This window comes from Aquitalea sp. (assembly GCF_030150775.1).
Taxonomy (GTDB): Bacteria; Pseudomonadota; Gammaproteobacteria; order Burkholderiales; family Chromobacteriaceae; genus Aquitalea; species Aquitalea denitrificans.
Genome location: NZ_JASLFG010000008.1, coordinates 49117 through 70427, shown reverse-complemented (window position 1 = coordinate 70427; position 21311 = coordinate 49117). Strand labels below are relative to the sequence as shown.

Here is a 21311-nt window from a genome sequence, read left to right as displayed (position 1 = left end):
GGTTTGCTTTCCTCCGGCGTGTCAGCCTAATGCGGCAGGCGGCTGCCTGCAAGGGTAATGACTCTGGTATAGTGGTCCGATCACCAAGCAATCGGGGGTCTGTGTGCAGTCTGTGCTGGTAGCGAATCCCAAGGGCGGGAGTGGAAAATCCACTCTAGCCACCAATCTGGCTGGCTACTTTGCCAGTTCCGGCCGCAAGGTCATGCTGGGCGACGTGGATCGCCAGCAGTCTTCACTGCGCTGGTTGCAAGAGCGTTCCTCCAGTCTGCCTGCTATCCAGGGATGGGAAGTGGCTGTCGGTGAGCCGGCTAAACCGCCCAAGGGTACCGAAATGGTGATCCTGGACAGCGGTGCTGGCCTGCATGGCAAGAAAATGGCGACGCTGGTTTCCCGTGTCGAGCGCATTCTGATACCGATTCAACCTTCCCCTTTCGATATGTGGGCCAGCGGCGAGTTTTTCGAGCAGTTGCTGGCGGAAAAAGCCATTCGCAAGAACAAGGTGTTCATGGCGGTGGTGGGGATGCGGGTCGATCCGCGCACCCGCTCGGCCAAAGAGTTGGAGCGCTTTTTGGCCGATCACGATGTACCGGTGCTCAGCTGGCTGCGTGATACCCAGCTGTACGTGCAGGCGGCAGCATCCGGCATGACGCTGTTTGATCTGCCCGAATCCCGCACCCAGAAAGACAGAGCTGCCTGGAAGCCCATTTTGCGCTGGTTGGGCGAGGCGGATGATGCGTGCTGGTTTGATAAATAATCTTCATGTGAATAAATAAATGCTTGACGTGAAGATATTGCGGGCGTAGATTCGACCGGTAATTGCGTGCGAGCCAAAGGATGGCGGCGCAGGAGAATCCGTAAGCGGGAGCCCATGTGGCTCCCGCTTTTTATTGGGGCCCCTGCATTTTTATCGTCTACAGCCTGAAGGGAATACTTGCATGATGACTACCGAACTGAACTATGGCGACGTGTACCTCGTCCCGAGAAAAACCATTGTCGACAGCCGCAAGGAATGCGATACCTCGGTTCAATTCGGGCCACGCTGTTTTGACATGCCCATCTATCCCTCCAATATGAAGTCGGTGGTGGATGAAGAAACTTGCGAAGCCTTTGCCCGTCTGGGCTGGTTTTACACCATGCATCGTTTCAATGTGGATGCCTGCCGCTTTACCGCGGCCATGCAGGAAAAGGGTCTGTTTGCCTCCATCAGTGTCGGCGTCAATGACGACACCCTGCAACAGCTGGCCGAGCTGAAAGCTGCCGGGCTGACGCCAGAGTACATCACGCTGGACGTGGCCAATGCCTGGTGTGTCAAGGCTGAGCGCATGATCAAACATATCAAGGCTACCTTTCCGGGCAGCTTCCTGATTGGCGGCAATATTGCCACCGCCGAGGCCGCCCGTGATCTGGAAAGTTGGGGGTGTGACGCCATCAAGGCCGGTATTGCCGGTGGCCGGGTGTGCATTACCAAGAACAAGACCGGTTTTCATCGTCCGATGATTTCCACCGTGCGCGATTGTGTGTCGGCAGTCAGCGTGCCGGTGATTGCGGATGGCGGCATCGTGGAGCATGGCGACATGGCCAAGGCGCTGGCCTGTGGTGCCAGCATGATCATGGCCGGTTCGCTGTTTGCCGGTTATGACGAATCTGCCGGCGAAATTGTCGAGATCAGCGGCAAGCATTACAAGGAATACTTTGGCAGTGCCTCGCAGTTCAACAAGGGGGCTTATGTCAATGTGGAAGGCAAGAAAATCCTGGTGGAATACAAGGGCAGCATCGGCAAACTGCTGCGTGAACTGAAGGAAGACCTGCAGTCCTCGGTCAGCTATGCCGGTGGTCGAGATCTGGCTGCACTGAAATCGGTGGAGATGATCCAGGTGTCCCGCTGAAACCGGTTCATTCGCCTGCAGTACAGCAAACAGCCCGCCTTGTGCGGGTTTTTTTACGTATCAGGCTGGTAATGAGGTGCAGTTTTCTTATTCTGAGTCATGGACTTTATTGTTAGAATGTTAATATTAAATAAATTGTTTTAAATAATTAAAACTAACAAAAGAACTCACATCAAATGAAGATCAATCTGCCTGTTACCGCCAACGAGTTGATTGTCGACCCTGTCAATCCCATCGTTACCAAGACCGATGTGAAAGGCAGCATTACCTATGCCAATCGCGCTTTCATTGAAATCAGCGGCTTTAGTGAGGCCGAACTGCTGGGCAAGAACCACAATGTCGTGCGTCACCCCGACATGCCGCCATCTGCCTTTGCCGACTTGTGGGACACGGTAAAAACCGGCAAACCCTGGCGGGGCATTGTCAAGAACCGGGCCAAGAATGGCGATTTCTATTGGGTGGAGGCTTACGTTACCCCTATTACCGAACATGGGCGCATTGTGGGCTATATGTCGGTACGTTCCCAACCCAAGCGGCAGGATGTGGAAGCCGCTGCCGCCTTGTACCGGCAAGTGATGGACAAGCAGGCCAGCCTGCCATCCACCCTGCAGCGTTATGCGCGGCAGTCCGATGTACTGAAAGTGGCACCCCTCCTGTTTGTACTGGGGCTGCTGGTGACCATGGTGTCGTTCTTTTTGCCGGATTCATTGCAATGGCTGCGCGTGGTCGGCGGCATGGCCGGCTGTCTGCTGGCCCTGGGGGCCGGCACCTGGGCGTGGCTGCGGGTAAGATCGGCACTCATGGTGCTGGATGGGCGCTTCCAGGACTTGCAGGAAGGGCGGCTGGATCATGCCACCATGGCACATGAAGGTGGCCTGCTGGGTAAGGTGCTATCTTCGCTGGAGGCCTTGCGTATTCATTACCGCGCCACCATTGCCGATGTGATGCGGGCCAGTTTTCATACCAAGGAACAGGCTCATGGCTTGCTGGATGATATGCATGTACTGGCTGCGCGATCGGTACAGCAGCGCCAGGGCCTGAACCAGATCAGCCACAATATGGAGTCGCTCAGCCTGGCGGTACAGGATGTGGTGCGGTTGGCCGAGCATAACCAGCAGGATTCGCGTCATACCCAGCAAGTAGCGCGCGAAGGCCGCCAGACCATGGACGCAGCTACCTCTGCCGCCGAGCGTGCGGTGGGCGTGGTATCACAATCGCGAGGCGCCATGGTGGAGCTGGATGAGGCGATGATCCGCATCCGCAGCATGACCAGCCTGATCCGCGAGATTGCCGACCAGACCAATCTGCTGGCCCTGAATGCTGCAATCGAAGCCGCGCGTGCCGGTGAGATGGGGCGTGGTTTCGCCGTAGTGGCCGATGAGGTACGCAAGCTGGCCGAGCGCACCACCAAAACCACGGATTCGATTGGCGAGATTGTCGAGGAGATCGGCAAGATCACTCACTCCGCTGTCAGCAGCATGGATGCTACGGTGGAAGAGGTTGGTGAGGTCAATGGCCAGATTCGCCTGTCGTCCGGCAATTTGCAGGGGCTGATCGAGGCCGCCGAGCAGTCCAGCCAGCAGGCACAGCAACTGGCGCGGGAAATGAGCAGCAAATCCGACTCCATCAATGTGATGGCTGCTGCACTTGAGCAGCTGAATGCCTTGTCCGAGCAGGATCTTAACACCACGCATTCCATCGGCGAGAGTGCTGGTCGTCTGGCCGAAACTTCGGTGGATCTGGCACAGCTGACCGAAGATTTCAGCAAATGGCAGAAGCGCTGACGTACTGAGCATTACCCATGCAACAGCCTGCCCACGGTCACTCGGGGCAGGCTTTTTTCATGCTGGCTCTGTTGTGGTCACCGGGCGACGGGCTACCCAGATGGAAGTCTCCAGTTGCATGGCAATGTCGTCATGCTGATTCAAGGTCGTCCAGCGCAACTGCACCACGCCAAAACCGGGCTGGCTGGTGGAAGGCTTTTGTCCCAGCACTTCGACTTCCGCACGCAGGGTATCGCCAGCACGGGTGGGGCGTGGCCAGCGCATGTCACGGATGCCCATGCCGATCAGCCCATTGGCCACGTCCTTCAGCTCGCTGGCTGTGATCAGGCGCATGGTGAGGCTGCTGGTGTGCCAGCCGGAAGCCGCCAGACCGTCAAAGACACTGGTCTTGGCTGCCTGCGGGTCGGTATGGAAGGGCTGCGGGTCAAACTGGCTGGCAAAGGCAATGATTTCGTCTTCGCTCAGGGTATGGCTGGCGGTTTGAAAGCGGCGGCCGGTGGTCAGGTCTTCGTAGTAGAGCATGGCTGACGTAAACGTAAGTTGGGCTGTCCAGCATACGATGCCCCGCCCGGCAGGTCAAAGCCCTTGCCCGGTCGGGCAAGGGTGGCACTCAGATGCGCAGGGCGGCGATCAGGTCGCTTTCCAGGGCCAGTACCATCTTGTCATCCTTCAGGCCGGGGCCGCTGATCAGGAAGGAGTCCTCGGCGCGGCTACCCAGCGTCATGATCTTGGCCGATTGCACGCTCAGGCGGTAATCGGCCAGCACCTTGGCAATGCGTGCCAGCAGGCCGGGTCGGTCACCGGTCACGATGGACAGCACGTAGAAGTTTTCCTTGTCATCCGGACGGATCAGTACTTGCGGCGCAATCGGGAAGTGCTTCAGGTGACGGCTGATGCGGCCATTGGCCGGCGGCGGCGGCGGGGTTTCCAGCCGCAGGCATTCAGCCAGTTCAAATTCGATGAAATTGATCATGTCGCGATAATCCCCGTCGTGATGCTCGGGAATGAAGACATGGAAGGTATCCAGCGCATAGCCGTGGCGCGTGGTATAGACCTTGGCGTCGGCAATGCTGTAATTGGTGCGGCCAAAAAAGGCACAGGTGCGGGCAAACAGTTCCGGCTTGTCCGGGGTGTACACCAGTACCTGGATGCCCTCGTGGTCGTCCGACAGGCGGGCGCGCACCATCGGGGTTTCAATATTGACGAAACGGTTGAGGATGCGGGCGTGCCAGGCAATTTCCTTGGCCTCGTGGCGCAGGAAGTACAGCATGTCCAGCTGCGACCACAGTTTCTGTTCCACCCCTGCAGGTACGGCATACAGGCGCAGCAGGCTGAGGGCCTGGGTCTTGCGTTCTTCCAGTTCCGAGTTCAGGTCCACCTCGCCGCCGCGCAACAATACCCGCAGCGTGGCGTTGTACAGGTCTTCCAGTAGCTTGGCTTTCCAGGCATTCCATACCTTGGGGCTGGTGCCGCGAATGTCGGCCACCGACAGCAGGTATAGCGCCGCCAGCCGGCGCGGGGTTTGCGTCAGCTCGGCAAAGCGCTGGATCACGTCCGGATCGTAAATGTCCTGCTTCTGCGCGATGCTGGACATGGTGAGATGCTGGCCCACCAGCCAGACCACCAGTTCGGTGTCCTCGGCGGACAGCTCGTGCTGTTCGCAGAATTCACGTGCGTCCACCATACCCAGCGTGGAGTGGTCACCGCCACGGCCCTTGGCAATGTCATGAAACAGGCCGGCCACATACAGCACTTCCGGCCGTTCGAAATCATTGATCAGGCGGGACAGGAAGGGGTATTCGTGATTGAAGGCGCTGATGGCAAAGCGGCGCAGGTTGCGTACCACCATCAGGATGTGTTCGTCCACGGTGTAGACATGGAACAGGTCGTGCTGCATCTGGCCGACGATGCGGCCAAAGCCCGGCAGATAACGGCCCAGCACGCCGTACAGGTTCATGCGGCGCAGGCAGCGGGTGAGGCCGGGTTCGCGCAGCATCTGCATGAACAGGCGGCGGTTTTCCGGGTTCTTGCGGAAGCGGTCGTTGATATGGCTGCGGCCATGCCACAGGGCGCGCAGCATACGCGGGGCAAAGCCGGTGAGTTCCGGATTGCGCTGCAGCATCAGGAAGGCTTCCAGAATGGCGGAAGGCTCTTTTTCAAATACATCGGGGCGGCGAATGCCGAGCATGCCGTTGACCGAGTAAAAGCGCTCGTTCAGGTTTTGCGTGATGCGCGGCACTTGCGAGTACAGCCGGGCGCGTAGATTGGGCAGCAGGATGCCATTGAGCTGGCTGACAGTTTTGGCCGCGCGGAAATACAGCTGCATTACCTGCTCGCTGGCGCGTTTGGCCGGGGTGTCCTGCAGGCCGAAGGCCAGTCCCATGCTTTGCTGCAGATCGAAGATCAGCCGGTCTTCGCGGCGGCGTGCCAGGATGTGCAGGTCGATGCGCAGGCGCTGCAACTGACGGTCGCTGTGGTGAATCAGCCTGGCTTCCGCCGGGGTGAGGATGCCGCGCCGTACCAGATCACTCCAGTTTTCCCCCAGGCCAATGGCCTTGCTGATCCACAAAATGGTGTGCAGATCGCGCAGGCCGCCGGGGCTTTCCTTGATATTGGGTTCCAGATTGTTGGTAACCCCAAAATGTCGGTTGTGGCGTTGCTGTTGTTCCAGCGTCTTGCCTTCAAAGAAGGCGAGCGGATCGCGCTGGCAATCCAGCTGGCTGATCAGTTGGTGGTAGGGTGCGGCAGCACCGGCTACCAGACGGTTTTCCAGCAGGTTGGTTTCAATGGTGATGTCACCTGCCGCCTCCTGCAGGCACTCGTCTGTGGTACGTACACTGTGACCCACTTCCAGGCCGATATCCCACATGCGGCCGATGAGTGCGGCAACGCGTTCCGGCAAATCTGCCGGAGTGGGGCTGGGCAACAGCACCAGCACATCGATGTCGGAACTGGGAAACAGCTGGCCACGGCCATAGCCACCAACTGCAATCAGGGTGGCAGTCTCGTCCATGCCGGCCTGCTGCCACAATTGCTGCAGTACGTTGTCCACCAACAGACTGTGCTGGCTCAGGTAGTGCTGCGGGTCACGCCCGACCCGATATTGTTCAAGCAGTTGCTGGCGCTGGCTGGCCAGCTGTTTGCGTAGGTCTTGAGTCGGGTCGCTAGCGTGTTGGTCCATGTCAGCGTCTTTCCTGTTTCAGGATGATGGCGATGCCGGCAAACAGGAACATCAATGTCGGTACCGTAGCGGAAATGATCGGATTCCAGCTGTACAGCAAGCCCAGGTGGCCGAACAGGCGGTTGATGAAGTGAAAGCCCACCCCCAGGCAAATACCGGAAAACAAGCGCACGCCCAACTGGCCGTGACGGCGCTGCTGCGGGGTGAACGCCAGTGCCACCAGCGCCATGGATACGCAGGCCAGTGGGTAGAACAGCTTGCTCCACAGCGCAATATCGTAACGCTGCGTCTGCTGCTTGTTGGCACTCAGGTGTTCGATGTACTTGATCAGGTTCATCGCCGACATCTGTTCCGGCACCACCAGCAGCACATTCAGGATGTCCGGCTCCACAATCGAGGTCCACTGCGCCAGCGGCACCGACTTGCTTTCCACATGGTCCGGGAACAGACGGGTTTCTACCACATTGTGCAATTGCCATACGTGGGCAGCGCGCTGGTAGTTGCCGCGTTCGGCATAGCGGGTGGTCATCAGCTGGTAGTTGTCGTCATAGGTGTAGATGCGCACGCCCAGCAAGGTGGTGTCAGGCAACATTTCATGCACATTGATGAAGTTGTTGTTGTCCTTCACCCAGATACCGGAGCGGAACTCCTGCGCCACCATGGAGCGCATGGCCGACAGCTTCATGCGCTCGGCCTGCTGCAGGGCATAGGGGCTGATGAACTCGCCCAGCGCCGTGGTGAGAATGGCAAAGCCCAGTCCGAACAGCAGCAGCGTGCGGGCAATCTGCCCCAGGGTGATGCCACAGGTGCGTATCACCGTGTATTCGCTGGAGCTGGCCAGCTGGGTCATTGCCACCATGCCGCCAATCAGCACGGCCAGCGGCATCAGTTCGTAGGCATGGCCCGGCGCCTGCAGTGCGATGTAGCCCAGCATCTTGGTGATGCTGTAATTGCCGTGGTTCAGATCTGGCACTTCATGAATGATATCGAAGAAACCATACAGGCCCAGCAAGGCTGCCAGGGTAAACAGCGTGGACTGGGTCAGCGCGCTGATGATGTAGCGATAAATCAGTTTCATCGGATTCAGTGCTTGTGCAGGAAGTATTTCAGGGTCTGGCTCACGGAACTCGCTGGGCGATCACGATATTTCAGTAGCAGAACGGCAATGATCAGCACAATGACATGTACCACCAGAATGCTGGCCATGCCCACCTTGCCCTGGGTGATCCAGTTGCGTACCAGGGTCAGGCTGTTCTGATACAGGAAGAAGCCCAGCAAGGCTACTACCAGGTTGTAGGCGTGGCCGCTGCGCGGGTTGTAGTACGACAGTGGGATTGCAAGCAGCGCCAGCACCAGGCAGCTCAGCGGCATGGACAGCCGCCATACCAGCTCCGAGCGGAAGGCCGGGTCGCTACTGCCTATCAGCGTGCTGGTGCTTTGCGCCTGGCGATTGTTGGGCGCAGCCGCCAGCTTCTGGTTGGTTCCGATCAGCACGCTGTAGCGCTTGAAACTGCCCACTTCGTAATTCGACTGGCCTGGCTCACCCACATAGCGGCGGCCATCCTCCAATACCAGCACGCGTTCGTTGTCAGCATTCACCGTGATGTAGCCGCGTTGGGCGAAGATGCTGGAAACCTTGCCTTCGCTTACGTCCTGCATGAATATGCGCGTGGCGGCACCATGCTGACCGCCATAACTTTCGATGAAATAAACCTTGCTGCCCGAGCCGGTTTCCTTGAATACGCCGGGAGCGATGGCGCTGATTTCCTCGCGCCGCTTGAGGATTTCGGCATACACCTGGCTGCGCTCTTCCGCCCAGGGGGCAATGAACAGCGACACAATGCCCACCAGCAGGGCCAGTGGAATGGTAAAACGCATTACCGGCCATATCCAGTCGCGCAGCGACAGGCCGGATGACAACCATACCGCCATTTCGTGATCACGCCAGATGCGGGTCATCACCACCAGTACGGTGACGAATACGGTAAGAATCATCAGCAGGGGAAACAGGCCCAGCGCCCAGAAACCGATCAGTGCGGTAACCGCTTCGTTTGCAATCTGGCCTTCGGCCGCACGGCCTAGCAGGTTGATGGCCTGGGTAGAGAGAATGATGGCCAGCAGGACGACAAAAACGCCCAGGGCGGTAAAAGTCAATTCTCGGGTCAGGCTTTTACGAAAAACCATTTATCAGTGCCTTTTTGACTTTTTATGACTTGCGTAGTGATAATTTGATTTGATAACTCTGAAACGCCGTTTCCGGCAAATTTCGGGATGGACGCAGCTTCTGTCTTCGCCTGCTACAGGCAGGGCTTTCCGGCACGCCAGGCACTGCTGGCAGCCTGCAAGGAAGTGGAATAACTGACACTCGCATTACACGGGAGTACAAGATGGAATTTAACATAAAAAGCGGCAGCCCGGAAAAACAGCGCGTTGCCTGCGTGATAGTAGGTGTCTATGAATCGCGCAAGCTAACCTTTGCCGCCGATTTGCTTGATCGCATCTCCAACGGCTTTATCAGCGACGTGATTCGTCGTGGCGACATGGAAGGCAAGCTGGGCAGCACGCTGTTGCTGCACTCTGTGCCGCATACCCTGTGCGACCGGGTGATGCTGGTCGGTCTGGGCAAGGAGCGCGACTTCCGCGCCAAGGAGTACCGCGAGGCCGTGCGCAGCTCGGTGCGCAGCCTGACCCAGACATCCGCGACTGAAGCCGTCAGCTACCTGACCGAGCTGACCGTGAAGAAACACGATGTCGAATGGATGATCGAGCAGGCCACCGTGGTGACGCTGGACGTGCTCTACCGCTTCGACCGCTTCAAGAGCAAGCAGGATGACAGCGTGCGTGAGCCGCGCAAGCTTACCCTGGCCGTGCCGCGCCGCAGCGATCTGGCCGATGGTGAGAAAGGCCTGCTGCGCGGCTTGGCCATTGGTAACGGCATGAAGCTGGCCAAGGATCTGGGCAACCTGCCGCCCAATGTCTGCACGCCTGCTTACCTGGCCGAAGAAGCGGAGCGCATTGCCACCGAATTCGGCACAGGTGTGGAAATCTACGGCCAGAGCCAGCTGGAAGAGCTTGGGCTCAACTCCTTCCTGTCGGTCGCCCGTGGCAGCGTGGTGGAACCCAGGCTGATCGTGCTGCACTACCAGGGTGCCAAGGACAAGAACGACCGCCCGCTGGCACTGGTGGGCAAGGGCATCACCTTTGATTCCGGCGGTATCTCGCTCAAGCCCGGTGAAGGCATGGACGAGATGAAATACGATATGTGCGGCGCAGCCTCGGTACTGGGTGCCTTCCGCGCTGCCGTGGAAATGAAGTTGCCGATCAATCTGGTCACCATTGTACCGGCCTGCGAAAACATGCCGGCCGGCAATGCTGTCAAGCCCGGTGACATCATCACCAGCCTGTCCGGCCAAACCATCGAAGTGCTCAATACCGATGCCGAAGGCCGCCTGATCCTGTGCGATGCGCTGACCTTTGCCGAGCGCTTCAATCCGGAAACCGTGATTGATGTCGCCACCCTGACCGGTGCCTGCATCATCGCCCTGGGCCATGTTGCCACCGGCCTGTACAGCAACCAGGACAGCCTGGCGCGCGAGCTGCTGGCCGCAGGCGAGGAAGTGGCCGACCGTGCCTGGCACATGCCGCTGTGGGATGAGTACCAGGAACAGCTCAAGAGCCCGTTTGCCGACATGGCCAATATTGGTGGCCGTCCGGGTGGCAGCATTACTGCCGCCTGCTTCCTGTCGCGCTTTGCCAAGGCTTACGACTGGGCGCATCTGGACATCGCCGGTACCGCATGGAAGAGCGGCAAGGACAAGGGCGCAACCGGTCGCCCAGTGCCGCTGCTGGTGCAATTCCTGCAAGACCGCGCCGACATCGCCCTGGGCAATGTCGTGCGCCGTGGCCGTCCGCGTCGCGAATCGCCAGAAGTTGTAGAAGATGACGCGGATTGATTTTTATACCAATGTGGCTCAGCCGCAGGAGTTTGCCTGCAAGCTGGCCGCAACGGTATTTCGCAAACAGGAGCGCCTGCTGGTGTGGCTGGAGGACGAGCGGGCGCTCGATACCTTCAGCAACCGGCTGTGGTGCATCAGTGACATCCAGTTCATTGCCCACTGCCGGCTGGATGCTGCCGAGGCGGCGGAAACTCCGATCTGGCTTACCGCCACACTGCCGGCAGACTTGCAGCACCCGGTGTTGTTGAATCTGGGACCGGAATTACCGCCCGCGCCGGCGCAGTTTTCCCGTATTCTGGAGATTGTCGGAACCGATGAGGCCGCGCTGGATACCGCCCGCCACCGCTTCAAGGCTTATCGCGCTCTGGGTTACGCCATCCAACATCATGACATGAGCCACAAGTGACCATGAACCAGTCGCCAACGCCTGATCTGCCCTCTTGGGACGAGCTGGACCTGCCAGTGCTGGACGAAGTGGTGGATGAATCCGCCATTCCTGTATTGGCAGAGGAAGTGCTGGACGTCCCGGATTTTGATTTTTCCAGTGAGATGGAGGCCGTAAAGGGCGGTTTGCCCATGCCGGCAGAGGGAGTGGCGGAACTGGAAATACCAGAACTGACACTGGAAGATCTGGATGTTGCTCCGTCGACGGCAGGGGCTGCGGCACTGGATCTGGCCAGCCTGCCTTCGCTGGATCTGACCGAGCCCGCAGGTGAGCTTGATCTTGCACAGGTACTGCATGGTGATCAGGGGCGTGCAGTAGCCGCTACGCCGGAGTCGCAAGCAATGGCAAGACCGGAAGCGCCCTTGTTGGCAGTGGATGGTTTTGAATTCATGCTGGATGAACCAGCACCAGCACCAGCACCAGCACCAGCACCAGCACCAGCACCAGCACCAGCACCAGCACCAGCACCAGCCATTGAGCCAGAGTTGCAGCCCCTCCCGCTGCCGGCTGCAGAAACACTTGCCATGCCGGCTGTCGCGGTAGCGGAGCCAGTGGCAGCGTCTGCGGCAGTTCCGGTGGTGGAAGAGCTGCAGATTCCTGATCTGTCCGATGAACTGGACATTGACTGGGACAGCATGGCCGAACCAGCGGTTGTCGCGGAATCTGTACCGCAGGCCGAAGGCGTGCATCATCAACCCATCCTGGGTGAAGAAATCAAGGAAGCTGCTGCTGCGGGTTCTGACGAAGCGCAGCCGTCTTTACCGGCGGATATTCCGCCGGCCTTGCCTGGCGGCCTGTCCATTTCCCTGGATAGCCTGCCGGCCGGAGTGCTGGGAGGCGGTATCGGACGGCTGGAGGAGGAAACGCCTTCGGCCAGCGAGTTGCTGGCACGGGCACAGGCGCTGGTTGCAGCCACGCCGGGCTCGCTTGATGAAGTCTTGCGCGCAGCCGAACAGACACTGGCAGAGCAGACTGTTGCTGAGCAGGATGCATTGCTGCCACCCCTGGTTGCCCCTGTGGCACCGGAGGCAAAGTCATTCACCTCCCTGAGCGAAGCCGAGTTGCTGGAAGCCATGGCGACCTTGCCCAGCATGCAGCCCGCTGGACTGATGGAGCAGGACTGGCCGGGACTGGGCGAAGCCATGCTGCCTGAGGCTGCGGTATCGGCAGAGCAGGATGAGGCGGACGTTCTGGCTGCCTCACCCTTGCTGCAGGATGAATGGGCGGGTGAATACGACAAGGTGGCGACGCTGCCGGCAGCAGAGCTGCCAGTGCAGACGACGGATGACACACTGTCGGTTGAAATGGAAGAGAGCTGGCCGGGCCTGGGCGATGTTGATCGTGCCAATGAAACCGAGCTAAGCCTGCCGGAGGAAACGGAAATCACCCCGCCTGTGGCGAGCCATCCACATGCGCTGCCGCAGGATTTGCCAGTGCTGGATGAGGAAGCACACTTCATTCCTGCAGATGATGCAGAAGAGATGATTGCCAGCGCCAGCGAAGCGGCACCGTTTGCTTCCCTGCCGGTGACAACGCCGGTAGCGGCATTGTTTGCAGAGTCGCCGTTTGCCAGTGAGCGTGAGCCAGAGATCACGCCGCTTGTCGCCGAGCATGCCTTGCCGTCACCGTCGCCTGCAGTGCCAGATGGTGCGCCCGCCGCTGTGCCAGACCTGCCGGTACTGACCGACATCGAGCCGGAGTCAGCTGTCACCACGGCGGAGCCACCGGCTGTCGACAATCCGCAGGCAGTCCACCCTGCCGCACTGAAGACACTGACCGGTGCCAGCTTTGCTGCCGCCATGCCGCAGACAGGTTCTCAACCTGCACTGCCCGATAGCGGCAAGGCAGTGGAGGTGCTTAGCGTTGCTGCGGTTACCACGGCGTCGGCAGCGGCGGCGCTGATGAATCCGGCCAGTCACAAGGACGAAACCGTGGCGGTGGTGGACGAGCGTGCGCTGGTGGAAGCCATGTATGAAAAGCTGCTGCCACGCATGAAGGTGGAACTGTCGCTGTGGTTGCAGGATGCTCTGGAACTGCAGGCCAAGAACATGCTGTCCGGGGTGATGCAGCAGCTGAAGGAAGACTACGACATGCTGTTTGGCGAAACCCTCAAGGAAAGCCTGCGGCAGGCCATTCTGGCCCTCGGGCGCGAGCAGCAGGGCCAGCATGGTCCTTCTGGAGGAGAAGACTGATGGGACACCGTCTATCCCGCATCGTCACCCGTACCGGGGATGATGGTACGACCGGCCTGGGTGATGGCAGCCGGGTGGCCAAGGATTGCACGCGGGTACACGCGCTGGGCGAGGTGGACGAACTCAACTCGGTACTTGGCGTGCTGCTGGCTGAGGATTTGCCTGAGGACGTCTCCCGGCACTTGCTGGCGGTGCAGCACGACCTGTTTGATCTGGGTTCGGAGTTGGCGGTGCCTGGTTATGCGGCGATTAAGCCAGAGCACGTGGTGACGCTAGAGCAGTGGGTAAGCCAGATGAATGCCGGTTTGCCCATGCTCAAGGAGTTTATTCTGCCGGGCGGTTCTCGGCCGGCCGGGCTGGCGCATCAGGCCCGTTCTGTATGTCGCCGGGCGGAGCGGGCGCTGGTAGCGGCCGCGCATGAGGGGGAAGTTTCCCAGGCCGCCCGGCAGTATCTGAATCGCTTGTCGGACGCCCTGTTCATTCTGGCACGGCATCTGAACAAGGCGCTGGGGCAGCCCGATGTGTTGTGGCAGCCGCATCGCAGGGAATGATGCTAGCCTGGCTGGAGTCAACAAAGCCGCTCCAAGGAGCGGCTTTTCTTATCGCCTTGGCTGCATTCAGGCTTTAGCGTGGCTGGCGACAGGCACCAGCACTTCTGGCGGCAAATGCTCCAGCCACTGTAGCAAACGCTCTGCCGTGCGTTCCCAGTGCGTGTCCAGCATCATCATATGGCCCATGTGGGGTAGGATTTCCGCGTTGACATCCAGCCGCTCGGCAGTAACCACTACGTCCTGCGGCGAGATCAGCATATCCTCGGCCGCGCCCAGCACCAGGGCCGGCAAAGGCGGGATGGCCGCTATCCCCAAGGGGTTGACCAGGGTCATGTCCATGACCGCACGTTGGCTTTCCAGCTGGCAACGCCGCACTAGCAAGTCGGTGGTGCTGTCCGGGGCATCGGCAGAGAGCAGCAGATCGCGCAGCTCTTCCTGGGCCGGGTTGTAGCTGCCCTGCTGATACAGATTCAGATTAAGCAGCAGGCCCGGTGCCTGGGTCAGCAGGCGCAGGCTGGAGGAGGCCAGCCCGGTTGGCGGGACAGATGCCAGGAAGGCGGCTGCCGGCAGGCGATGACGGATCAGGTATTGCTGCAGCACAAAGCCACCCATCGAATGACCAATCATGATGGGGGTGTGCTTGATGCGCTTTACGGCTGCACTCAGATTACGTACATAGTCGTCGATGCTGATGGCTGCCAGATATTGCCGCCCGTCGCTGTCGCCATGTCCTTCCAGGCTGAGCGCCCAGCAGTCATAGCCCTGGCGGGCAAACCATGGCAGGAAGGTTTCCTGCCAGCACCATGCGGCACAGAATGCGCCGTGGACAAACAAAAGGGGCGGCGCGTTGCGCGCCGTCCCTGTTGCTGCCTCATGAATCAGTTCGAGGCGTGGTTGCATTGAATCAGAGTACCTCTCCGGCATGGTCTGCCAGTCGTGAGCGTTCCCCGCGTTGCAGGGTGATATGGCCGGAATGTTCCCAACCCTTGAAGCGGTCGACCACATAGGTGAGGCCGGAACTGCCTTCAGTCAGGTAGGGCGTGTCGATTTGCGAAATATTGCCCAGACAGACTACCTTGGTTCCCGGACCTGCACGAGTGATCAGTGTCTTCATCTGCTTGGGTGTCAGGTTTTGCGCCTCGTCGATGATCAGATACTTGTTGAGGAAGGTGCGGCCACGCATGAAGTTGAGTGACTTCACCTTGATGCGCGAGCGCACCAGATCGCGAGTGGCGGCACGGCCCCAGTCGCCGCCATCGTCGTCGCTCTTGTTCAGCACATCCAGGTTATCTTCCAGCGCGCCCATCCAGGGGGCCATCTTTTCCTCTTCCGTCCCCGGCAAAAAGCCGATGTCTTCACCCACCGGTACGGTGACGCGGGTCATGATGATTTCCGAGTACAGTTTTTGTTCCAGCGTCATGGCCAGACCTGCGGCCAGGGTGAGCAGGGTTTTGCCGGTGCCTGCCTGACCCAGCAAGGTGATGAAGTCCACCTCAGGGTCCATCAGCAGGTTTAGTGCGAAGTTCTGTTCCCGGTTGCGGGCGGTAATGCCCCACACATTATTCTTGTGATGGCTGTAGTCCTTCAGGGTCTGGATGACGGCATTCTTGCCCTCAACATTGATCACCCGCGCTTGCAGGGGCTGCGGCCCTTCCTGCCACAGCATCTGGTTGATCAGCAGATTGGGGACGTCCTGTCCCTTTACCTGATAGAAGCTGCGGCCTTGTTCCTGCCACGACTTCATGTCCTTGCCATTGCGTTCCCAGAAGGTTTCGTCGATCTCGCGGGTGCCGGTGTACAGCAGGTCGGAATCCTGCAGTACCTTGTCGTTGAAATAATCTTCTGCGTCCAGGCCCAGTGCGCGGGCCTTGATGCGCATATTGATGTCTTTGGACACCAGGATGACGGAGCGCTCTGGGTGCAGCTCCTTTAGTGCCATCACGATACCCAGGATCTGGTTATCAGCCTTGCCCACTGGCAAAGAAGGGGGCAGTACGCTGTGAATGGCCTGGGTCTGCAGGATGAGCTTGCCGGTGGCAGCCTCGCGGCTGGCATTCTTCAGCGTAATGCCGGCTTCGATCTTGTTTTCGCAGCCGCTGACGATATCGTCCAGAAAACGGCTGGTCTGGCGGGCATTGCGCGCCACTTCCGACATGCCGCTCTTGTGGGCGTCCAGCTCTTCCAGGGTGATGATGGGGATGAAAACATCGTGCTCTTCAAAGCGGTACAAACTGGTAGGGTCGTGCAGCAATACATTGGTGTCCAGAACGAACAGCTTGGTGGTTTTGCTTTTTTTACGGCTTACCATGATGGACCCCTTGGCGATGCAGTGCCCGGTCGACAGACCGGGGCGCTGCGTTAGAGAGTGTTTACAAAGGCAAGAACTTCTGCGGCATGGCCGGGCACTTTTACTTTGCGCCACTCGCGCACGATCACACCGCTGGCATCGATCACGAAGGTGCTGCGCTCGATGCCTCTTACCTGTTTGCCGTACATGTTTTTCATTTTGATGACGTCAAACAGGGTACAAACAGTTTCCTCCGCATCGGATAGCAATTCAAACGGCAATTCCAGCTTGGCCTTGAAGTTTTCATGCGATTTGATGCTGTCACGCGAGATACCGACAATGCTGATGCCTGCTGTGGCAAACTGGGTATGGAGGTCGCGGAAATCCATGGTTTCGTTGGTGCAGCCCGGGGTGTTGTCCTTGGGGTAGAAGTAGATCACCAGCGGCTTGGACGCGGCAGAAAGAGAGAAGGTGGTGCCGGTCGTGCCGGGCAGGGTGAAGTCGGGGCAGGGTGTGCCTGACATGCAAGACTCCTGACGGTGGAGGTTGGTGGGAATGCAACCGCCTTGCTTTGAGCTTAGCGGAAATTTCTTACTATTGTCATCCTTATTCTGAGCCACATTCTTCATAATGACCACGTCGTATCAGCACCAGCAGCGCGCCTTCACCACCCATCGCCTCGCTGGCCTGACAGAAAGCCAGTACTTCCGGGTGATGGCTCAACCAGGTACGTACCAGCTTTTTCAGCACCGGCTGGCCATTGGAGCCAAACCCTTTGCCGTGGATGATGCGCAGGCAGGGACCGCGCTGCCGGGCACGGTGCAGGAACAGTGCCAGTGCATCCTGGGCCTGATAACGGTCCATGCCGTGTAAGTCCAGCTGACAGGCAACTGGCCAGTGGCCACTACGCAAACGTTTGAGCGTCTGGCCGGGCATTCCGGGACGGGCGTACTGGTTCTGGCTGTCCTGGGGTTCGAACAGACCGGTCATGTGCCGCAGTACTTCCATTTCGGTTTGTGCTGATAGGCCATGCTGGCCATGGCGACGACGTGGATGGGGACTGGGTTTCTTGTGTTGGGGAATATGGCGCGGCGGGCTTTTCAGCGGGATGACATCGCTGAACAGCTGCTTGAAGTCCGGTTCGGGTGGCGGTGCCGGAACGGGGACAGTCGGACGCACGGCAGGCACATCAGTACGACGTGCCTGCCGGCGGATTTCCTTCAATGTATCCTTGAAGGCCTTCAAGGTATTACTTCAGGCTGTCCAGATAACGTTCGGCGTCCAGGGCTGCCTGGCAGCCAGAGGCGGCACTGGTGACAGCCTGGCGGTAGATATGGTCCTGCACGTCACCGGCGGCAAACACGCCATCCACACTGGTCAGGGTGGCATTGCCTTCGCGGCCGCCACGGGTGATCAGGTAGCCGGTGGCATCCATTTCCAGTTGGCCCTTGAAGATGTCGGTATTCGGCTGGTGGCCGATGGCGATGAACACGCCCATCAGCTTGATGTCTTCGCTGCTGCCATCGTTGAATTTCAAACGGGCACCGGTTACGCCACTGTCATCGCCCAGCACTTCATCCAGCTTGGCATTCAGCTTGAGGGTGATCTTGCCTTCGGCCACGCGCGACATCAGCTTGTCGATCATGATTTTTTCGGCACGGAAGCTGTCGCGACGGTGGATCAGGGTAACGTGCCTGGCGATATTGGCCAGGTACAGCGCTTCTTCCACGGCGGTATTGCCGCCACCAACCACGGCAACATCCTGGTTGCGGTAGAAGAAACCATCGCAAGTGGCGCAGGCAGACACACCCTTGCCGGCAAAACTTTGTTCAGACGGCAGACCCAGGTATTTGGCGGATGCACCGGTGGCGATGATGAGCGCATCGCAGGTGTATTCGCCGGCGTCGCCTACTAGGCGGATCGGCTTTTCATTCATGTGGGTGGTGTGGATGTGATCGAAGATCATTTCCGTACCGAAGCGCTCGGCATGCTGCTGGAAGCGCTGCATCAGCTCGGGGCCCATCACGCCGCTGGCATCAGCAGGCCAGTTGTCTACCTCGGTGGTGGTCATCAGTTGGCCACCTTGTGCCAGGCCGGTAATCAGGACCGGTTTGAGGTTGGCACGTGCTGCGTAAACGGCGGCGGTGTAGCCAGCAGGACCGGAACCAAGGATCAGGAGGGGGCTGTGACGGGTGTTGCTCATCGTGTTGTTCCTGTTTTAGGTCGTTGGACAGTCATTTTAGCAGCTTTGCCATGACAGAATGGCGCATGCGGTCTAAACTGGACTGGTTAAGATATGTAATGAGTCGGGAGGTGGGGGCATGGACGGAATAAGTCAAGTAAGCGGACAGAATGTTTCATCGGCCACTCAGGTGTTCGCCCTGAAAAAGTCGCTGCAGGCAGAAGGCCAGTCGGTTTTGTCTCTGGTGCAAGGTGCCAGTGATGCCGGTACGCAAATCAGCCAGGCGGCATCAAATCCGGCTCATCTTGGTCAGAGCGTTGATGTTAGGGCCTGATTGAGCTGGACGGATTCCAAAGCGGCGACAGCCGCTTTTTTTGCGGCTGTCAGTTTCTGGGCTGTGTGTAGTGGTGGATGCCCGGTTTTTTCTTGGCAAGCAGGGGGTCAAGCCTGTTCGCTAACCCGGCGACTGCTTGCTTGAGTGGAGCTTTCCAATAGCGACTGGTTGTTCTGGTATTGCGCAACAGCTATCTGGCCACTGCTCTTTTGGCTTTCCAGTGTGACTTGGGCCTGATTGCGAACCGGGGCTGACTGGCTGCTGGCCGTGGTTTCATTGCTGTCTGCGCTGGCGCGTGCATTGCTGCGGTTGCTGGTGTTGTCGCGGTTGCGATTGCTGATGGCTGCTGTGGTGCTGTTACTGGTGGAGTCGGTTTCGCTGCTTGCTCGGCTGGCATTGACGGTCCGGGTGCTTTCGGTGCTGATATTGACTGCCTGACTGGAGGAGAGCTGGCTTGCCAGTTGCTGTTCCACTTGCTGCCGGTTCTGGCTTTGTCGTGACTGGCTGTTGGCCGTTGCAGCCTGCTGGCCACTGGCTTGCAGTTGTTCTGTGGTGCCCTGGCTGCGGGTGGACGGTGCGCTGGTTTCGCTGGTCGTCTGGCTGCTGCTGGCTGCGCGGCTGTTGCGGCTCTGCTGCAACAGGCTGGCCGTGGTGTTGGCACTGCTGCTTTGCAGGCGAGAGATGCTGTCCATGGCGCAACTCCTGATCAAATAGGCTAACCCTGTGATTTTAGAACATTTTACGCTGGGTTTGCTGATAAATCAGTCAGTGTTGCACCATGGTGTGGATTTACTTCAACAGTACCAGCGCCAGCATGCGCTCTGCCAGCTCGTCCACGCTCAGTTCTCCGTCGGATTTATACCACTGCACCGACCAATGCAGGCTGCCCAGCAAGGTACGGCGCAGCAGGCGGGTATCCTGTTTGACCAGCCCGGCGGCGGCGGCTTCGTCCAGCACGTCTTGCCACAGCGCTTCATAGCGGTCCCGCAGTACGATGAGGCCGGGTTTAGCGGCGGCGGAAACGCTGCGCCATTCATACAGCATCACTTCCAGTGCGGCCTGGTTGTCTCCCAGCAGTGAGCTCAGGTGTACATGAAACAGGGCCGAGAGCTTGTCACGCGGGTGGCGTGCCCGGGCAATGGCTTCGCCCAGCTGTTCGGTAGTTGCGGTAATGCCCAAGGCCATCACCGCAACCAGAATCTCCTCTTTGGTACGGAAATGGTAGAACAGGCTGCCGGACTGTAGTCCTACTGCATTGCCCAGATCCCGTACCGTGGTGCGTTCATAGCCCTGGTCGCGGAACAGCTTGGCGGCAGCGCGCACCAGCTCCATGCGGCGGCTATTTTCTTCTGGCTGATTGTTCTTGTCTTGTATGCTCATGATTCAGCCTATGTACTGCGGGTAAATTGAATGGTGGTATTGCCCAGTTCGGGCAGAAAACGCTGCGCAGCCTGCCAGGCCATGTCCGGGCCCAGTTGTTCCAGGCAGTTGGTGTGCTTGTACGGACAGTTGCGCTCGAAACAGGGGCTGCAATCCAGATTGAGGCTGACTACCGCCGCCTGATCCGACAGCGGCGGGGTGAAGTCCGGGCTGGAGGATCCGTACAGCGCAACCAGTGGTTTGCCAAGGGCGGCGGCAACGTGCATCAGGCCGGAGTCGTTGCACACGGCCAGGCGGGTCAGGCCCATCAGGTCGATGGCTTCCTCCAGCCCGGTGCTGCCGCACAGATTGATGGCTGTGCCATCTGCCAGGCGGGCGATGTCTTCGCCGATGTCCTTGTCCTTGCCGGAGCCGAACAGCCAGACGGCAAAGCCTGCGGCGGCAAAGCGTTTGGCCAGTTCGGCAAAGTGGCGCGCCGGCCAGCGTTTGGCCGGGCCGTATTCGGCACCCGGACAGAAGGCAACAACCGGACGGCTGGTGTCCAGTTGCAGGCGGCGGGCTGTTTCCAGCTGGCTTTGCGGGTTGGTTACCAGCGCCGGATGGGCGATGGGGCGCGGCAGCAGCGTATCACGTGTTTCCGCCAGTGCGCAGAAGCGCTCCACCATCATCGGCAGTTCCTGTTCGTCCAGCTCGCGGGTGTCGTTGAGGATCCAGTAGCGTGATTCGCCAATGAAGCCGGTGCGCAGCGGAATGCCGGCAAAGAACGGGATCAGGGCCGATTTAATGGAGTTGGGCAGTACGATGGCCTGATCGAAGCCTTCGGCCTTGAGCTTGCGAGCGGTTTCCCAGCGTTCGCGCAGGCGCAACGCGCCGTGGCCGAAAGGATTGAGGTGTGCCTTGGCCACTTCCGGCATGCGTGCAAGCAGGGGGAGAGTCCAGGCCGGGGCAAATACATGCAGTTCCAGACCCGGGTGGCGCTGGTGCAGCCGCTGGTATAGCGGCTGGGCCATGACGCTGTCGCCAACCCATGAGGGGCCGATGACCAGTATTTTTTTCTTCATGAGGATTCCGCTTCCAAATCAGCGCCAGCCTGTGCCAGGTTTGGCGGCAAGCTGGCGTTGATTTGGTGAGCG

At 59.2% G+C, this 21311-nt stretch carries 19 protein-coding genes; 7 read left to right on the top strand and 12 right to left on the bottom strand.

The features are described from left to right. The first annotated feature begins 103 nt into the window (after positions 1 to 103). The 3 genes from QVF59_RS03145 to QVF59_RS03135 all read left to right on the top strand — a co-directional run bounded on the left by QVF59_RS03145 (position 104) and on the right by QVF59_RS03135 (position 3670). On the top strand, positions 104 to 754 hold the full coding sequence (locus tag QVF59_RS03145; protein WP_159875880.1) for a nucleotide-binding protein: 651 nt from the start codon (positions 104 to 106) through the stop codon (positions 752 to 754). A 181-nt stretch (positions 755 to 935) separates the two neighbouring features. Continuing rightward, a complete protein-coding gene (locus QVF59_RS03140) occupies positions 936 to 1886 on the top strand; it encodes a GMP reductase (protein WP_287877326.1) in 951 nt (316 codons plus the stop codon). Between the two features lie 176 nt (positions 1887 to 2062). Next, positions 2063 to 3670, top strand: coding sequence for a methyl-accepting chemotaxis protein (locus QVF59_RS03135; protein WP_159875884.1), 1608 nt, complete (start codon positions 2063 to 2065; stop codon positions 3668 to 3670). 57 nt (positions 3671 to 3727) lie between these two features. Here QVF59_RS03135 and QVF59_RS03130 read toward each other — a convergent pair whose 3' ends face one another. The 4 genes from QVF59_RS03130 to lptF all read right to left on the bottom strand — a co-directional run bounded on the left by QVF59_RS03130 (position 3728) and on the right by lptF (position 9035). Further along, the gene (locus QVF59_RS03130) at positions 3728 to 4192 is read right to left on the bottom strand and encodes a MaoC family dehydratase (RefSeq protein ID WP_287877325.1); all 465 of its coding nucleotides are present in this window, start codon (positions 4190 to 4192) and stop codon (positions 3728 to 3730) included. Between the two features lie 88 nt (positions 4193 to 4280). Continuing rightward, entirely contained in the window at positions 4281 to 6851 is a 2571-nt protein-coding gene (locus QVF59_RS03125; RefSeq protein WP_287877323.1) for a [protein-PII] uridylyltransferase, read from the bottom strand. A 1-nt stretch (position 6852) separates the two neighbouring features. Beyond that, a complete protein-coding gene (lptG, locus tag QVF59_RS03120) occupies positions 6853 to 7929 on the bottom strand; it encodes an LPS export ABC transporter permease LptG (protein WP_287877321.1) in 1077 nt (358 codons plus the stop codon). Positions 7930 to 7934: 5 nt separating this feature from the next. Further along, positions 7935 to 9035: an LPS export ABC transporter permease LptF gene (lptF, locus tag QVF59_RS03115; RefSeq protein ID WP_287877319.1), complete on the bottom strand. Its 1101-nt coding sequence runs from the start codon at positions 9033 to 9035 to the stop codon at positions 7935 to 7937. A gap of 203 nt (positions 9036 to 9238) precedes the next feature. On the opposite strand from lptF, the gene QVF59_RS03110 reads away from it, so the two are divergent. From QVF59_RS03110 to QVF59_RS03095, 4 genes are read left to right on the top strand one after another with little or no spacing between them, the layout of a single operon-like run. Then, positions 9239 to 10804, top strand: coding sequence for a leucyl aminopeptidase (locus QVF59_RS03110; protein WP_159875893.1), 1566 nt, complete (start codon positions 9239 to 9241; stop codon positions 10802 to 10804). Beyond that, positions 10791 to 11213, top strand: coding sequence for a DNA polymerase III subunit chi (locus QVF59_RS03105; protein WP_159875895.1), 423 nt, complete (start codon positions 10791 to 10793; stop codon positions 11211 to 11213). The genes QVF59_RS03110 and QVF59_RS03105 overlap by 14 nt, the downstream gene beginning before the upstream one ends. Before the next feature lie 2 nt (positions 11214 to 11215). Further along, positions 11216 to 13444, top strand: a complete 2229-nt coding sequence (locus tag QVF59_RS03100; protein ID WP_287877316.1) for a hypothetical protein — start codon at positions 11216 to 11218, stop codon at positions 13442 to 13444. Continuing rightward, positions 13444 to 13995 carry a cob(I)yrinic acid a,c-diamide adenosyltransferase gene (locus QVF59_RS03095; RefSeq protein ID WP_159875899.1) on the top strand — a complete coding sequence of 184 codons (552 nt, stop codon included), beginning with the start codon at positions 13444 to 13446 and terminating at the stop codon, positions 13993 to 13995. Before QVF59_RS03100 ends, QVF59_RS03095 begins: the two co-directional genes overlap by 1 nt. A gap of 66 nt (positions 13996 to 14061) precedes the next feature. On the opposite strand, the gene QVF59_RS03090 is transcribed toward QVF59_RS03095, so the two are convergent. The 8 genes from QVF59_RS03090 to waaF form a co-directional block, all read right to left on the bottom strand. Then, the gene (locus QVF59_RS03090; RefSeq protein WP_287877315.1) at positions 14062 to 14895 is read right to left on the bottom strand and encodes an alpha/beta hydrolase; all 834 of its coding nucleotides are present in this window, start codon (positions 14893 to 14895) and stop codon (positions 14062 to 14064) included. Positions 14896 to 14899: 4 nt separating this feature from the next. Further along, the gene (locus QVF59_RS03085) at positions 14900 to 16303 is read right to left on the bottom strand and encodes a PhoH family protein (protein ID WP_159875903.1); all 1404 of its coding nucleotides are present in this window, start codon (positions 16301 to 16303) and stop codon (positions 14900 to 14902) included. A 50-nt stretch (positions 16304 to 16353) separates the two neighbouring features. Next, a complete protein-coding gene (locus QVF59_RS03080; protein ID WP_287877313.1) occupies positions 16354 to 16806 on the bottom strand; it encodes a peroxiredoxin in 453 nt (150 codons plus the stop codon). An 82-nt stretch (positions 16807 to 16888) separates the two neighbouring features. After that, entirely contained in the window at positions 16889 to 17527 is a 639-nt protein-coding gene (locus tag QVF59_RS03075) for a Smr/MutS family protein (protein WP_287877311.1), read from the bottom strand. Positions 17528 to 17531: 4 nt separating this feature from the next. Continuing rightward, positions 17532 to 18485, bottom strand: coding sequence for a thioredoxin-disulfide reductase (trxB, locus tag QVF59_RS03070; protein ID WP_159875909.1), 954 nt, complete (start codon positions 18483 to 18485; stop codon positions 17532 to 17534). A 420-nt stretch (positions 18486 to 18905) separates the two neighbouring features. Then, positions 18906 to 19490 (bottom strand): hypothetical protein, encoded by a 585-nt coding sequence (locus QVF59_RS03065; protein WP_287877309.1) that lies wholly within the window; start codon positions 19488 to 19490, stop codon positions 18906 to 18908. 97 nt (positions 19491 to 19587) lie between these two features. Continuing rightward, a complete protein-coding gene (locus QVF59_RS03060) occupies positions 19588 to 20178 on the bottom strand; it encodes a TetR/AcrR family transcriptional regulator (RefSeq protein ID WP_287877308.1) in 591 nt (196 codons plus the stop codon). Positions 20179 to 20186: 8 nt separating this feature from the next. Then, positions 20187 to 21239: a lipopolysaccharide heptosyltransferase II gene (waaF, locus tag QVF59_RS03055; protein WP_287877307.1), complete on the bottom strand. Its 1053-nt coding sequence runs from the start codon at positions 21237 to 21239 to the stop codon at positions 20187 to 20189. Positions 21240 to 21311 lie beyond the last annotated feature (72 nt).